We start from the raw sequence: 14495 nt of genomic DNA, 5'->3' as shown, positions 1-14495 counted from the left end.
CCAGGGGAAGTATTATTGGAAGACGTAATCAAACCATTGGGTTTGACTATTACAGAAGCGGCAAAAGATTTAGGGATATCACGTAAAACACTTTCTGAGATCGTCAATTCCAAAAGTTCAATTACTCCTGAAACTGCAATTAGGATTGCATTAGCAACTAATACTTCTCCCGAAAGTTGGCTTAATATGCAGACTAAATTAGATTTATGGAATGCTTTACAAGATAAACCTAAGAATGTGATTAAATTTCCAATTTCTGCTTAGGTATGATTTTAAATACAGCCAAACCGATCGCCTAACTTCGTCTCCTCGCTTCGTTCGGAATCGCTAATGCGATCCTCACTACGGGCTAAAGCCACATTGCTTTGTCACTTCGGTTCGCGAGCCGGCGCTATGACGGCTCGAACCTCGTGCCAAGTCCGGCGCGCTTAAAGCGCTTGGACACGCAACGTCGAGGAGACTCTTTCGTTATACGCAATTGCGGGGGAGACGCCACATCCATGTGGCGAGAAGTAGGGGCGAAAAGGATGAAATTAGGTTGACAAGCATACAATCTTTGTATATTATTTAGATTATGAATCAGACTGTTAATATTTCCTTTGAAAAAGCACTTTTAAAAGAAATCGATAAAATTGCAAAGAGGGAACACAGGTCCAGGTCAGAATTGATTCGTGAAGCCGCTAGAGCGTATATTGAGAAAAAAACTAGATGGCAAGCCATCTTTGACTTCACTTCAAAAGTTACTGATCGAAGTAATATTTCTGAAAAGGATGTTTTTAATGAAATTAAATCCGTTAGAAATAAAAGAAATGCTTCTTAATGTTGAAGGTATTATTAGATACTAATATTTACATCTCTGCTATTTTATTTAGGGGAAAACCAAGGCTTGTTTTCCAAGATTTAATTGATGAGGTTTTTACAGGATATATTTCGAAAGAAATATTAGCTGAGATTGAATCTACGCTCTCTAAACCAAAATTCAAACTTGATGATAATTTTATTCAGATTGTTTTATCTGAAATCAGAGATATTACTGCGCTTGTTAAAAATAAACCTATTCAAGATTATTTAGAGTTAAGAGATAGAGATGATTATCACATTCTGGAGTCTGCTTTTGTAGCAAAAGTAGACTATTTAATCACTGGAGACAAAGATTTATTAACTCTTCAGAAAATTAAGAACTTTAACATCATTACTCCAGATGAGTATTTAAGTATTAAAGTAAGAAACGAAACTTAATTCAGCGACATCCGTGTCGCGAAATTCCGCAACTGCGTATAACTTCGTCTCCTCGCTCCGTTCGGAATCGCTAATGCGATCCTCACTACGGTCTTCGACACATTGCTTTGCCACCTCGGTTCGCGAGCCGGCGCTAAGGCGCCTCGAACCTCGTGCCAAGTCCGCGCGCTTAAAGCGCTTGGACACGCAACGTCGAGGAGACTCTTTCGTTAAGCGAACATGCCGCGATTTATCAGATAATTAAAATCATTTTGTTTGAGTATTTTTAAGGCAAAGTAATGATTGACAATGTATCTCAATTGGGGAACAATTAAATTAAAGGTAATTGTCATGGCAAAAACAGCAATGATTCGGGCGAGAGTTGAAGGGAATTTAAAAAAGGACGTAGAAAACATACTCGACCATTTAGGTATTTCTGCTTCAGAAGCTATCAATATTTTTTATCATCAAATTAAACTTAGTAAAGGTTTACCATTTCCAGTTAAACTACCAAATAAAGTAACGCAAAAGACTTTTGAAGCCACTGATAAAAAGAAAGGAATAAAGTCTTTTAAATCTAAAGAGGAATTATTCACGAAGCTGGGAATATGAAATTTAATCCTAGCTTTACAACTCAATTCAATAAAGATATTAAGTTACAGAAAAAGCGCAAAAAGGACTTAGGCAAACTTAAAGAAATCATGTCGCTACTGATTGATGGGATTTCACTAAGTTCAAAGCATAAAGATCATAAGTTAACTGGGAATTATAAGAATCGACGTGAATGTCATATTGAACCTGATTGGCTTTTGATCTACAAGTTAGAAGGCAATTTAATCATATTTGAAAGAACTGGAACACATTCGGATTTATTCGATTAATTTTATCTTAACGATGCGGCACGTCGCTTAACTTCGTCTCCTCGCTTCGTTCGGGATCGCTCATGCGACCCTCACTGCGGGCTAAAGCCACATTGCTTTGTCACTTCGGTTCGCGGGACGCTCGCTAAGGCTCGCTCGAACCTCGTGCCAACCCTTCGCGCAAATGCGCTTCAGGGACGCAACGTCGAGGAGACTCTTTCGTTATGCGTAATCGCTTAAATTTTTATTTTGAATAAAAAAAGATTGCAAATATCTCAATATGAGATATTATTTAATTTGTGCATGTAATAAGTAAGCGAAAAATTATAGAATTTATTGAACAATATCCGAAATCAAGATCTTCACTGGAATTATGGTATAAAGTCTTAAGTAGAACGGATTTTGATAATTTTCCAGATTTAAGAAAGGTTTTTCCTTCAACAGATATTGTACAAAATTTATTCGTTTTCAATATATCTGGTAATAATTTCAGACTTATTGCAGCTATTCACTTTAATAGAAAAAAAGTATATATTAGAGAAATCCTAACTCATTCGGAATATGATAAGGGAAAATGGAAGGTGTGACATGATTACTGAATTAGAAAAAGTAAAAAGCGTATGGCCTGAGATTAAAGAAGTTATTTCATATCCGAGAACTCAAAAGCAATATAAAAGACTCGTAGAAATATTAGATAATTTACTTGATGAAGTAGGTAACAACGAAAAGCATTCATTAGCTCCATTGATGGAAACAATTGGCAACATAATTGAATCATACGAATCTGATCACTTCATAGAGATTGAATCTGATCCGATTGAAATTTTAAAGTCTTTAATGGAAGAGCATGGATTATCTCAAAAAGATATGAAAGAACTTGGAAGTCAAGGCGTTGTATCTGAAATTTTAAATGGTAAAAGGGAATTAAATGTAAGACAAGTTAAAGCTTTGTCTAAAAGATTTAATGTTTCTCCTGCCGTTTTTATTTAGAGTTTTAATAACAAAGCGACTACGCCTAACTTCGTCTCCTCGCTTCGTTCGGGATCGCTAATGCGACCCTCACTACGGGCTAAAGCCACATTGCTTTGTCACTTCGGTTCGCGAGCCGGCGCTAAGGCGCCTCGAACCTCGTGCCAAGTCCGCGCGCTTAAAGCGCTTGGACACGCAACGTCGAGGAGACTCTTTCGTTATGCGAAATTTGGCAATGATCACTTCGTTGGATAAAGGATTCTAATGCAAATAATAAAAGAGAAAATTCTTAAACGTATTTCAGAACTAAAAGAAATCTCGATCGATGGGAATAGCCTTCAATCTTCTGAGGAGCTGTTTGTAGGAACGTTAAGCATAGCTACAAGCGTTTACGGAATTAACTCTCCTCAATTACGATATTTAATTGATTTGAGAGATAAAGTTGCAAATTCCAAATATATGGAAGGTGAAAAGTATTTAGCTCTATATCATGCTACAATGGGGTATATTAAGAATTTAGAAAACGAAGTTACTGGTGATATGATTTACAGTTTGGAAAAAATTATTTCAGGCGATTTATTTTCCGACTTTATGGTCATGGCAAAGGAAGCGATGGATTCTAACCAAAAGGACGTAGCAGCAGTCTTAACTTGTGCAGCTTTAGAAGATTCCCTTAAAAGGTTAGCGAAGATAAAAAATATTGACGTCGAAAACAAAGAAATGTCTGAAACGATTAATACATTAAAATCGAAAGAAATAATAAGCGGTCCTCAATTAAAAGTTATTCAATCGTATACAAAATTACGAAATAAAGCTTTTCATGCGGAGTGGGATAAAATTGATACACCTGAAGTAAAAAGTTTAATCGCTTTTTTAGAAGAATTTATATTAAAGCATTTTTCTGAATAAAAAAGCCAAACTTCGCATAACTTCGTCTCCTCGCTTCGTTCGGGATCGCTAAGGCGACCCTCACTACGGTCTTCGACACATTGCTTTGTCACTTCGGTTCGCGAGACGTTCGCTAAGGCTCACTCGAACCTCGTGCCAACCCTTCGCGCAAATGCGCTTCAGGGACGCAACGTCGAGGAGACTCTTTCGTTATGCGTAATGCCAAATGTGAAAATGTCAGAAGATAAAAATCAAATAGTTGATATTGGTCTTGTAAATATCAGAAGAAGATATTTAGATTTGGCCGAATTTATTACTGATTCAGCTAAAGAAGGCATAAATTATGATGACCGTATTCTTCCAATTTACTCTTTACTAACTTCTGCGGTTGAAGTTTATGCAAGAGAGATTCTCGAATTTGATAGGGCGCTCGAATTCGATAAAGATATTTTATTTAAGGCGGATTATGATATTACTCCATTCATTAATCGTTTTCAGGAAATTATTAAGATTGTAAGGATGGGAAAATTTTATCCATTAGAAATCTTAAAAGCATTTTCATCTTTAATGAATATTGAAAGTCAAAAATTTATTCAAAATTTTGAATCGATTTGGGCTGATTTAAGACAAATTAGAAACGCAATAATTCATCCGTCTTTACTTACTTATAATATTAAAATAGATAGAAAAGAAGAAATTAGAAGTTCATTATTTGATGAACGGAATGTCATCTTTATTGGTGTATTTTATTCTGATTATCCTGGAAAAGATAAATTGCAGCCGCTTATTCGTAGAGGTTTAATAGCGGATAAAAAAATGGGGCTCGATTTATATTCATATTTTTCTAATCGTGAAATTGCTAAATACTTTGTTGATAAAGTAAATTTATTTTTTGAAAGTTACATTCAGCATTTTAAAGAACCAGTTATTCGCGAGGCTTTGCACAAATTTCTCTTTAACGAATAATCTTAATGAAAAATTGCTGTTTAATGTTTGGCACTACGCATAACTTCGTCTCCTCGCTTCGTTCGGGATCGCTAATGCGACCCTCACTACGGGCTAAAGCCACATTGCTTTGTCACTTCGGTTCGCGAGCCAGCGCTAAGGCGCCTCGAACCTCGTGCCAACCCTTCGCGCAAATGCACTTCAGGGACGCAACGTCGAGGAGACTCTTTCGTTATACGCAATTGCGGGGGAGACGCCACATCCATGTGGCGAGAAGTAGGGGCGAAAAGGATGAAATTAGGTTGACAAGCATACAATCATTGTATATTATTTAGATTATGAATCAGACTGTTAATATTTCCTTTGAAAAAGCACTTTTAAAAGAAATCGATAAAATTGCAAAGAGGGAACACAGGTCCAGGTCAGAATTGATTCGTGAAGCCGCTAGAGCGTATATTGAGAAAAAAACTAGATGGCAAGCCATCTTTGACTTCACTTCAAAAGTTACTGATCGAAGTAATATTTCTGAAAAGGATGTTTTTAATGAAATTAAATCCGTTAGAAATAAAAGAAATGCTTCTTAATAATGTTGAAGGTATTATTAGATACTAATATTTACATCTCTGCTATTTTATTTAGAGGAAAACCAAGGCTTGTTTTCCAAGATTTAATTGATGAGGTTTTTACAGGATATATTTCGAAAGAAATATTAGCTGAGATTGAATCTACACTCTCTAAACCAAAATTCAAACTTGATGATAATTTTATTCAGATTGTTTTATCTGAAATCAGAGATATTACTGCGCTTGTTAAAAATAAACCTATTCAAGATTATTTAGAGTTAAGAGATAGAGATGATTATCACATTCTGGAGTCTGCTTTTGCAGCAAAAGTAGACTATTTAATCACTGGAGACAAAGATTTATTAACTCTTCAGAAAATTAAGAACTTTAACATCATTACTCCAGATGAGTATTTAAGTATTAAAGTAAGAAACGAAACTTAATTCAGCGACATCCGTGTCGCGAAATTCCGCAACTGCGTATAACTTCGTCTCCTCGCTCCGTTCGGAATCGCTAATGCGATCCTCACTACGGTCTTCGACACATTGCTTTGCCACCTCGGTTCGCGAGCCGGCGCTAAGGCGCCTCGAACCTCGTGCCAAGTCCGCGCGCTTAAAGCGCTTGGACACGCAACGTCGAGGAGACTCTTTCGTTAGGCGACAGTCCAAATGAATGAATCAGATTTAGAAAAAAATCGAAAAGAAATTATTAGTAAGCATTCAGAAATTGCTTACGAATATTTTAAATATTGTGATGATAACTCGATATTTTCCTTCGATACTTTCGAATCTCATCAATTTATAATTCCTGAATCGGGCATAAAGCAAACCTTATTAAATGCGCTTATCGAATCTGGAAGTAGGAATATTCATTCAACTTACAATGATCTTCATTTCTCAATCGGTCACGCATTAGGCGCAGAAACGGTCAGCAAAAATACCGAAGATGAAAAGCTGAAATCTCTTCTTAAATATCAACTTCGTAATTATTATTTAAAAATTGCGGTTATTGATTATTTTTCTTTTTTAGATTACATTGCTTATCATATTTACGATCTTTCATTTAAGACATTATTTAAAAATTGCGGTAAACATAAGGTGCGTGAATCGCAAGTCAACTTTATGCAATTGGTGAAGAAAGGAAAATTCTCTTCGGACATAAAAAACATTGAACCTGTAATATGCAGGGAAGTTTATAGAATTGCTTTCAATGAATTTAATAAATTGGATTATCGGTATCTTACTTTATTGAGAAAGTTATTTGTCCATCGATTTAATCCTGGAATAGATCATCTTTTAAAGAATGTTCACTCACCATTTTTCTTGAACAAATTACAGATTAATCCAGCGAATACTCTAATGATATTTGGACGGGGAAGGCAATCTTTTCATGTGCTTGGTTCTTCTTTTCTGAGATTTAAAGAATTGTATCCATTGATAATTAAAATTTCAAAGAATTCAAGATTATTGATGGGATACATGAATAAAAAGGGCATTATTTCAATATGATTTGGACCGATCGCCTAACTTCGTCTCCTCGCTTCGTTCGGGATCGCTGATGCGACCCTCACTACGGTCTTCGACACATTGCTTTGCCACTTCGGTTCGCGAGACGCGTCTAAGGACGCTCGAACCTCGTGCCAACTCCTCGCGCACAGGCGCTTCGGAGACGCAACGTCGAGGAGACTCTTTCGTTAGGCGTAATTGGATTAATTTTATGTTGAAGGTTGAAAATTCAAAAGATATTGAAAAATACATTAATACTTTGTCTTCTGAAATTGTTCAGGCAAATATTTACTTAAACTATTGGATTAAAGTTAAGAAAGAAGTAAAAAAGGATAGGCTTACATTTACTACATATAATACTTTTTGGGGATACGTTTTAAGGGGTTATTTTCTTTCCGGTCTAACGTTTCTATACAAGTTCTATGAACTTTCAGAAAAGTCTACGAATTTGAATATTTTAAATTTACTCAAAACGTTGAGACTTAATAAAGAATACTTTGGGAAAGAATATTTTTTAAACCGTAATCCACGCCGAAGTCAATATAAAAATTTGGTGGATTCAAGAATTATCCCGAGCATTGAATCGATAAACGCAGATATTAATAAAATTAAAAATAATTCTAAAATTAGAAACTTAATAAGATGGAGAAATAACGCTCTTGCTCATTTGTCAGCAAAATCAATTATTCAGGACATTGATATCTTTCAAGATTCCCCTTTGAGTGGGGTTGATCTTATTACTTTGAGCGAAGAAGGTTTAGAATTGATTAATAAATACTCTGATCTATATAATGCGTTAACATCTACAAATAAACCAATAGGATTTGAAGATATTGAAAATTTGCTTTATGTATTGAGAAAAGATCGTATTTTGAAAGAACTTGAAGTTCATAAGGAAATAATGAGCTTTCGGAAGAGTAGATAAACAATCCAACTACGCCTAACTGCGCTTTCTCGCTGCGCTTCGAGATCGCTCCGCGACTCTCGCTTGGCCTTTGGCACATTTGCTTTTAAACTCAACTTGCGGGACGTTCGCTAAGGCTCACTCAAGTTGAGTTTAAATCCCTTCGCGCACAAGCGCTCCGGGAACGCAAACGTCGAGAAACCTGCGTCGTTAGACGAAATGCCCTAAGCTTAGCTTGATATTGAAGAAGAAACCAAAAGACAATGCGTCGGCTTATTTTCTAAATTTGGACCAAAAATCAGTCTATTTTAAAGTTGACATTGGTATGACCAAAGTTATACCAAGAATATGAAAACGGCAATTTCAATTCCTGATGAGCTATTTAAGACTGCTGAGAAAACAGCCAAGAAACTTGGAATACCACGTAGCCAATTGTTTGCAAAAGCATTAGAAGAATTTATTCAATCTCATAGTAAGGAATCTGTAACTGAGAAATTGAATCAAATTTACAATAACAAGTCCAAAGAAACTAAAAATAATATTACTGATTTATCCATTGAATCGCTTCGCAAGAGTTTAAAAAATGATTCGTGGTGAAATCTGGTGGGTGGATTTAGGAATTCCTTTTGGAAGTGAACCTGGATTTAAACGTCCTGTTCTCATAATTCAAGATGATTCTTTTAATCAAAGTAATATTAATACAATAGTTTCAATTGCAATTACATCAAATCTGAATCTTTCGGAAGCACCAGGTAACGTTCTAATTAGCAAGAAAGATTCAGATTTATCAAAAGACTCAGTCGTAAATGTTTCTCAAATTGTGACTTTAGACAAAGAAAGATTTCTTAACAAAGCAGGAAAACTCAAATTAAATAAATTAGATGAAGTTGAAGTAGGGCTTAAACTGGTTACCGGTTTAGATTAATAAGGGCACTTCGTCTAACTTCGGCTTGCCGCTCCGTTCGTCACTCACGGGTTCCCGTTCGGACTCACTCCGGCTCCGCACATTGCTTTGACACTTCGGTTCGCGAGCCGGCGCTAAGGCGCCTCGAACCTCGTGCCAACCGCGTTGCGTTAATGCGCTTGCGGCCGCAACGTCGGCAAGCCTACGTCGTTATGCGACAATGCCTAAAAAGCACTTATTATAAAAATACCATGACAAGAAATTATTTGATTATCCTCTTTCTTAGTTTATCAATTCCTCTGTTTGCTCAAAAGTTTGAGAAAGCAAAGAATGGAAAATCATTTGATTGCGTTATACTTATTCATGGGTTTTTAAGATCTTCAAAACAGCTTAAAAATATGGGGGATTATTTGACTGATAATAATCTTTTGGTTTTTTACGTGGATTATCCTTCGAGGAGTAATACTATACAAGAAGTATCTAAATCTTATTTATCCCCTATAGTTCAAAATAATTGTATTTCTAAGTTTAATAAAATTCATTTCGTTACTCATTCCGCAGGCGGAATCGTTCTGAGGCACTTTCTTAAAGAGAATAAAATCAAAAGGCTTGGTCGAGTTGTAATGTTGGCTCCACCAAATAAGGGAAGCGAGATCGCTGATTTTCTATCGGGCTATAATTTTGTTAATACCTTGCTTGGTCCGATATTGATGCAACTAAAAACAGATAACTCGAGTTTTGTTAATAACATAGGAACACCGAATTTTGAACTTGGAATTATTATGGGAGATTCGAGCAATGATCCAATTTCTTCAATGATTATTCCTGGCGACGATGATGGTAAAGTTTCGATTGAAAATAGTAAATTGAATTCTATGAAAGAATTTCTACTCGTTGATCGAACCCACACTTTTATTATGGATGGCGTGGAAGTCCAGAAAGCAACGTTGCAATTTATTAAGACTGGAACATTCAAATAGTTGCTTTAATTAATATTAGGCATCATCGCATAACTTCGTCTCCTCGCTTCGTTCGGGATCGCTCATGCGACCCTCACTCCGGGCTAAAGCCACATTGCTTTGCCACTTCGGTTCGCGAGACGGCGCTAAGGCGCCTCGAACCTCGTGCCAAGTCCGGCGCGCTTAAAGCGCTTGGACACGCAACGTCGAGGAGACTCTTTCGTTATGCGCCAGTCCCGCAAATCGTAAAGTTCAATGAGAAAATTCCTCGACACGACGAAGTCGAATTAGCAAATTTATTAATAGTTATGGATCGGGAACAAGTTTTAGAAAATATTCGAAAGCATATTGAAACTATTCAATCATTTGGAATAGATTCAATCGGTTTATTCGGATCTGTGGCAAGAAACGAAAATTCGCAAAATAGTGATTTAGACATTCTTGTAAATTATCGAGATGGCAAACTTAATTTGGATTCTTATATGGATCTGAAGTTTTTTCTAGAAAGTTTATTTCAGTGCAAGGTAGATTTAGTTACGAAATCTAGCATCAAGCCGTATCTAAAGGAACGTATTTTAGAAGAAGTTATCTATGCAGCGTGATTTTGGTGCCTATTTACAAGATATACTTGATAGCATAAACGAAATCGAGAAATTTACTTCTGGCATTGATTCAAAATCTAAGCTTGTCAGTAATTTAGAAAAGAAAAGAGCCGTTGAACGGGATATAGAAATTATTGGTGAAGCAGTAAAGAAACTCCCTGAGAGTTTACGGAATTTACGTCCTGAAATCGAATGGAAGAAAATTGCTGGAGTCCGAGATATTCTTGCTCATGGATATTTTTCTGTCGATGATGATATAATTTGGGATATTGTTACTAATCGTTTATCATCTTTAAAAATTGCCTGTGACGACTTATTAAAGAAAAACTAAATAATTGCGGGACCAGCGCATAACTTCGTCTCCTCGCTTCGTTCGGGATCGCTCATGCGACCCTCACTACGGCCTCCGGCACATTGCTTTGTCGCTTCGGTTTGCGAGACGGCGCTAAGGCGCCTCAAACCTTGCGCCAAGTCCGCGCGCTTAAAGCGCTTGGACACGCAATGTCGAGGAGACTCTTTCGTTAGGCGACATTTTGCAATGTTTACCTTTTAAAAATAATATTCGGAGAAAATATGAAATCAAAATTATTTAAACTCATTTTTGCGGTTTCCTTAATATTAGCTTCTACGATTCAAATACAAACTGAATCAAAAAAGAATAAATGGGGGTTTGAAAGCCCTCAAATTAAGGAATATCCCAATTCACTCGTTAGCAAATATATCTCATTTATCAAACCTGATTGCAATGTACTTTCTTGGAAAAGAGCAAATTCAGGAGAAGAGGTTAATTACTGCATTAGTGAACTTGAATTGGTTGACGGAAAGCCTGTTATGGGTTATCCAACAAGATTTTCATCTTCAATTGAATATACTGGCAATAGTCGCAGTATTTCAGATGAAGCATTAAAAATAATTACTGATTTAGACAATGTTAGTATGTATCGAACCTGGATAACTAACTTTGAAAGAGAAATCGAAGTAGTGGAGAAAGATAAAAAATATTGGCTCCCAGTTCATAATAAGGTTTTCGCTTTTTTAAATGAAGATCGCCCCTTAAAATTAAATAAAGAAACCGATCAGCTTGAAATCGTTCCTAAACCAGCGGTCTTAGGTTTTAGATACTTAGGTTGCTGTTATACTAATAAGCAAAGTATTGTATTAGTTGTATCAGTCTTAAAACAATAGATTTAATAAAGCAAAACGATCGCCTAACTTCGTCTCCTCGCTTCGTTCGGGATTGCTAATGCAACCCTCACTCCGGCCTCCGGCACATTGCTTTGTCACTTCGGTTCGCGGGACGCGACTAAGGTCGCTCGAACCTCGTGCCAACCGCGTCGCGCTAATGCGCTTGCGGCCGCAACGTCGAGGAGACTCTTTCGTTAGACGCCATAATGCATAAGGAACTCAGTTTTTGGATAATTTACCCAATCAAATCATTGCTCTGTAACCGCCTAACGAACCACAAGCCCACCGTTTTTTGGCAGATCCTCGCAAGAAAGACTTCTCGGTATCGTTTCCCAAGACTTAAAAAGATCTCGTAAATAAGCGTAAGGATCGATACCTGAGATCTTTGCATTTTGAATTAACGAATAGAATCCCGCGCTCGCAGTTGCCCCTTGTGGACAACCGGAGAAGAGCCAGTTTTTTCTACCGATCACAAAAGGACGAATGTCGTTCTCAACGAGATTCGTATCTAATTGCAATTCCGGATGATCCAAAAAGAGAAGCAGTTTTTCCCACTGGCCAGAAAGATAAGAGAGCGCTTTTCCCATAGAAGATTTGGGAGCAACTTCGACGATCCGTTTGTTCATCCAAGAACGAATCTCATCAACGATAGGCTTAGATTCGGATTGCCTGAGTTTCAGATGTTCTTCAGAACTTAAACTTTCTACCTTAGCTTTTGACTCGATTGTATAAAGCTTACCGATTTTCTTTACGATCCATTCTGCTTGCACATTCTTAGAATCGATTTTTAGAATTTCGAAAAATCTCCTCCTCGCATGATTCCAACATCCCGCGTGAAGAATCTTAGATTTAACTTTCAACAAAGAATCGTAAGATTCAAAACCGTCCGTTTGGATGATTCCTTCAAATCCCTGGATCCATTCTTCTAAAAACTTAGCGCTCCGACTCGGCTCATAATGATAGAGAACAACGGGCTTTTCTCTGATGAACCCTCGGATCACCCACATATACGATTTGGATGTATTCAACTTTCCTTCTTCGTTTAACACTTGAAGAATCGTCTCATCGATCTGCAAATACTTCGATTTGAAAAGTTCCCTTCTCACATCCTCGATCATCGGAGAAAGTTTTTCAAAAACTTGAATTGCGGTATTGGAAAGGGTGCTCCTTGAAATATCCACTCCCGATCTCTGGAGAATCCCGGCTTGTCTGTAAAACGGAAGAGCATCCGCAAACTTTTGAGTAAGCGTGTGAGCTAAGAATCCGGAAGAAAGCATACTCTTCTCAGCGATCTGATGGGGAACCGGCGCGATTCTTACGACAGGTAGAGTTTCATCAGAAGTTCCTTCACAATGCTTACACGCATACTTAGGGCGAATATGAACTTCGACTTGTATTTTAGCCGGGATAATATCTAACTTCTCGGACTTGTCTTCTCCGATACGAGTAAGCTCGTGACCACAAGAACAGGTTTTATCAATTTCAGGAATATCATGTAGGATTTCGATTCTTGGAAAGTAGTCCGGGAAAGGTTTTCTTCCCGTCTTCTTTCTTGTATGGCTTTTAACAGGACTAAAAAGACTTTCTTCTTCGGGTTCAGGAGAATCTTCTTGCAAGGAGCTTTCTATTTCGTTAAAAAGAAATCCTTGATCTTTTTCGATCTGACTCCATTTCTCAGTCTTTCTCCCGAAAAGCTGGATCTTCAATCTCTCGATCTGATCCAAATGTTCGGATTCTTTCTGTTTTTGGAGTCGTAATTCTTCCTGATATTTATTATTCTCTAATATAATGATTCTTTTTAGTTCTTCTACATCATCAGGAAGAGAGTTTAGATCCAAAGACATTCGGATTCAGTCTTAATACTTTCTTTTCTTGAGTCAAACATTTTCAACTGACATTCTTGTATTTTAGTTTCTTGTGCTCTTTGAAAAAATCGATCCCATTCAATAGCCAATGAAACCTTTCAACGGGTATTTTATGCACTTCCTCCTCTGAGTTCGGCCACGGGAATTTACTCTCTTCCAGTCTCTTCTGCCAAAGGCAAAACCCGCTCTTATCCCAGTAGAGCATCTTCAGTTTATCTTTCTTGCGATTGCAGAAGAGAAAGACGCTCGCCGAATACGGATCTTTTTTCATCTTTCCTTCTACGATTACAGAGAGCGTATTGATCGATTTCCTTAAATCCGTCGCCCCAGGTCGAAGATACACTTTTCTGTTTCCGGGATTTAACTCCATCGTCCTAAACTAAACTGAACGTTTACTTGGAGCGATGCCTTCCCCGACGTATCTATCTTTAGGGTCAAAAATTCGGCTTCTACCAATGACTGAGAATTTGTCGAGGAAGGAGGAATTTCTACAAAGTCGTTCTTCTCTGAATGCTTAGAACGTCTCTCCCAATGATATCGAAACGTCGTGTATTTGAGGTGTCTTTCTTTACAATACTGAGGCTGGGAAAGTCCACTCTTTGAAAAGTCATCAAACTCTTTGGGCCAATCTATTTTCGTTTTTTTCATCAAAGACAGTTTACAACATTTATACGATTAGAAAAAGGTGCGGTTGTTTAGGCGCTTACATTGCTCTAAAAAAAATTGTCAGATCTTTACAGATCGATCATCCGGGAAAAAAATTTACTTTAGATGGCATACTTATAGGGAGTATTGGAGAAGTTTATGCAGAATATAAATATGGACTAACACCTTTGAAAAGTGGGACTAAAACGCATGATTGCCAAAAAGGTAATAAATTAGTTCAAGTTAAGACAACTCAAAGGAAATCAATAGTAATTGCGCATAAACCAAAGCACTTGATTGTGCTTAAATTGGAAGACAATGGAGAATTTCATGAGATTTATAATGGGAAAGGTGTTAGAGTTTGGGATCTGATTAAAAACCGAAAAATTCCAAAGTATGGATATTATTCAATTTCGATTAACCAGCTAAGTAAAATAATGCTTCAAGTCCCACTTAAAGAAAAAATAAAGGAAGTTAAGTGAT

At 37.1% G+C, this 14495-nt stretch carries 23 protein-coding genes; 20 read left to right on the top strand and 3 right to left on the bottom strand.

The annotated features are described in order from the left end of the window. The 19 genes from LFX17_RS20345 to LFX17_RS20255 form a co-directional block, all read left to right on the top strand. Nucleotides 1-264: HigA family addiction module antitoxin (locus tag LFX17_RS20345; RefSeq protein WP_238748752.1), on the top strand; the 264-nt coding region annotated here is incomplete at its 5' end. 310 nt (nt 265-574) lie between these two features. Beyond that, entirely contained in the window at nt 575-820 is a 246-nt protein-coding gene (locus tag LFX17_RS20340) for a CopG family ribbon-helix-helix protein (RefSeq protein WP_135595075.1), read from the top strand. Then, nucleotides 820-1239, top strand: coding sequence for a putative toxin-antitoxin system toxin component, PIN family (locus LFX17_RS20335; protein WP_238748751.1), 420 nt, complete (start codon nt 820-822; stop codon nt 1237-1239). The genes LFX17_RS20340 and LFX17_RS20335 overlap by 1 nt, the downstream gene beginning before the upstream one ends. Before the next feature lie 330 nt (nt 1240-1569). Then, nucleotides 1570-1830 carry a type II toxin-antitoxin system RelB/DinJ family antitoxin gene (locus LFX17_RS20330; RefSeq protein ID WP_238731950.1) on the top strand — a complete coding sequence of 87 codons (261 nt, stop codon included), beginning with the start codon at nt 1570-1572 and terminating at the stop codon, nt 1828-1830. Next, a complete protein-coding gene (locus LFX17_RS20325; RefSeq protein ID WP_238731949.1) occupies nt 1827-2099 on the top strand; it encodes a type II toxin-antitoxin system YafQ family toxin in 273 nt (90 codons plus the stop codon). The genes LFX17_RS20330 and LFX17_RS20325 overlap by 4 nt, the downstream gene beginning before the upstream one ends. A 278-nt stretch (nt 2100-2377) precedes the next feature. After that, complete coding sequence (locus tag LFX17_RS20320) at nt 2378-2665, top strand: type II toxin-antitoxin system HigB family toxin (protein WP_238748750.1); 288 nt, start codon at nt 2378-2380, stop codon at nt 2663-2665. A gap of 1 nt (nt 2666) precedes the next feature. Next, nucleotides 2667-3068, top strand: coding sequence for a helix-turn-helix domain-containing protein (locus LFX17_RS20315; protein ID WP_238748749.1), 402 nt, complete (start codon nt 2667-2669; stop codon nt 3066-3068). Between the two features lie 243 nt (nt 3069-3311). Then, a complete protein-coding gene (locus tag LFX17_RS20310) occupies nt 3312-3956 on the top strand; it encodes a hypothetical protein (protein ID WP_238731961.1) in 645 nt (214 codons plus the stop codon). A 213-nt stretch (nt 3957-4169) separates the two neighbouring features. Then, nucleotides 4170-4901, top strand: coding sequence for a hypothetical protein (locus LFX17_RS20305; RefSeq protein ID WP_238731922.1), 732 nt, complete (start codon nt 4170-4172; stop codon nt 4899-4901). Nucleotides 4902-5218: 317 nt separating this feature from the next. After that, nucleotides 5219-5464: a CopG family ribbon-helix-helix protein gene (locus tag LFX17_RS20300; RefSeq protein WP_135595075.1), complete on the top strand. Its 246-nt coding sequence runs from the start codon at nt 5219-5221 to the stop codon at nt 5462-5464. Between the two features lie 2 nt (nt 5465-5466). Further along, the gene (locus LFX17_RS20295) at nt 5467-5886 is read left to right on the top strand and encodes a putative toxin-antitoxin system toxin component, PIN family (RefSeq protein ID WP_238731932.1); all 420 of its coding nucleotides are present in this window, start codon (nt 5467-5469) and stop codon (nt 5884-5886) included. Nucleotides 5887-6111: 225 nt separating this feature from the next. Next, on the top strand, nt 6112-6951 hold the full coding sequence (locus tag LFX17_RS20290) for a hypothetical protein (RefSeq protein WP_238748748.1): 840 nt from the start codon (nt 6112-6114) through the stop codon (nt 6949-6951). Nucleotides 6952-7159: 208 nt separating this feature from the next. Next, a complete protein-coding gene (locus LFX17_RS20285) occupies nt 7160-7873 on the top strand; it encodes an AbiU2 domain-containing protein (RefSeq protein WP_238731958.1) in 714 nt (237 codons plus the stop codon). 327 nt (nt 7874-8200) lie between these two features. Continuing rightward, nucleotides 8201-8449, top strand: coding sequence for a ChpI protein (locus LFX17_RS20280; RefSeq protein WP_238731898.1), 249 nt, complete (start codon nt 8201-8203; stop codon nt 8447-8449). Further along, entirely contained in the window at nt 8436-8777 is a 342-nt protein-coding gene (locus LFX17_RS20275) for a type II toxin-antitoxin system PemK/MazF family toxin (RefSeq protein ID WP_238731897.1), read from the top strand. Before LFX17_RS20280 ends, LFX17_RS20275 begins: the two co-directional genes overlap by 14 nt. Nucleotides 8778-9007: 230 nt before the next feature. Then, nucleotides 9008-9736 (top strand): esterase/lipase family protein, encoded by a 729-nt coding sequence (locus LFX17_RS20270; RefSeq protein ID WP_238731964.1) that lies wholly within the window; start codon nt 9008-9010, stop codon nt 9734-9736. 287 nt (nt 9737-10023) lie between these two features. After that, on the top strand, nt 10024-10317 hold the full coding sequence (locus tag LFX17_RS20265) for a nucleotidyltransferase family protein (RefSeq protein ID WP_238731970.1): 294 nt from the start codon (nt 10024-10026) through the stop codon (nt 10315-10317). After that, the gene (locus LFX17_RS20260; protein ID WP_238748747.1) at nt 10307-10648 is read left to right on the top strand and encodes a HepT-like ribonuclease domain-containing protein; all 342 of its coding nucleotides are present in this window, start codon (nt 10307-10309) and stop codon (nt 10646-10648) included. Before LFX17_RS20265 ends, LFX17_RS20260 begins: the two co-directional genes overlap by 11 nt. A gap of 242 nt (nt 10649-10890) precedes the next feature. Continuing rightward, nucleotides 10891-11502, top strand: a complete 612-nt coding sequence (locus LFX17_RS20255; RefSeq protein ID WP_238748746.1) for a hypothetical protein — start codon at nt 10891-10893, stop codon at nt 11500-11502. Between the two features lie 266 nt (nt 11503-11768). Here the strand turns inward: LFX17_RS20255 and tnpC are convergent, their stop codons facing one another. Genes tnpC through tnpA form a run of 3 tightly spaced genes read right to left on the bottom strand, consistent with a single transcriptional unit; the run spans nt 11769 to nt 14015 of the window. Then, nucleotides 11769-13346 (bottom strand): IS66 family transposase, encoded by a 1578-nt coding sequence (gene tnpC / locus LFX17_RS20250; protein ID WP_118966396.1) that lies wholly within the window; start codon nt 13344-13346, stop codon nt 11769-11771. A gap of 43 nt (nt 13347-13389) precedes the next feature. Beyond that, complete coding sequence (gene tnpB, locus LFX17_RS20245; RefSeq protein ID WP_118966397.1) at nt 13390-13737, bottom strand: IS66 family insertion sequence element accessory protein TnpB; 348 nt, start codon at nt 13735-13737, stop codon at nt 13390-13392. Continuing rightward, a complete protein-coding gene (gene tnpA / locus LFX17_RS20240; protein WP_118966454.1) occupies nt 13728-14015 on the bottom strand; it encodes an IS66 family insertion sequence element accessory protein TnpA in 288 nt (95 codons plus the stop codon). The genes tnpB and tnpA overlap by 10 nt, the downstream gene beginning before the upstream one ends. Between tnpA and LFX17_RS20235 the strand changes: the two genes are divergently transcribed. Beyond that, a complete protein-coding gene (locus LFX17_RS20235; RefSeq protein WP_238748766.1) occupies nt 13967-14494 on the top strand; it encodes a DUF6998 domain-containing protein in 528 nt (175 codons plus the stop codon). The genes tnpA and LFX17_RS20235 overlap by 49 nt on opposite strands. Nucleotide 14495: the final 1 nt, after the last annotated feature.

The organism is Leptospira sanjuanensis, from assembly GCF_022267375.1.
In the GTDB taxonomy this organism is placed as follows: Bacteria; Spirochaetota; Leptospiria; order Leptospirales; family Leptospiraceae; genus Leptospira; species Leptospira sanjuanensis.
This window is presented reverse-complemented; position numbering and strand designations above follow the sequence as displayed.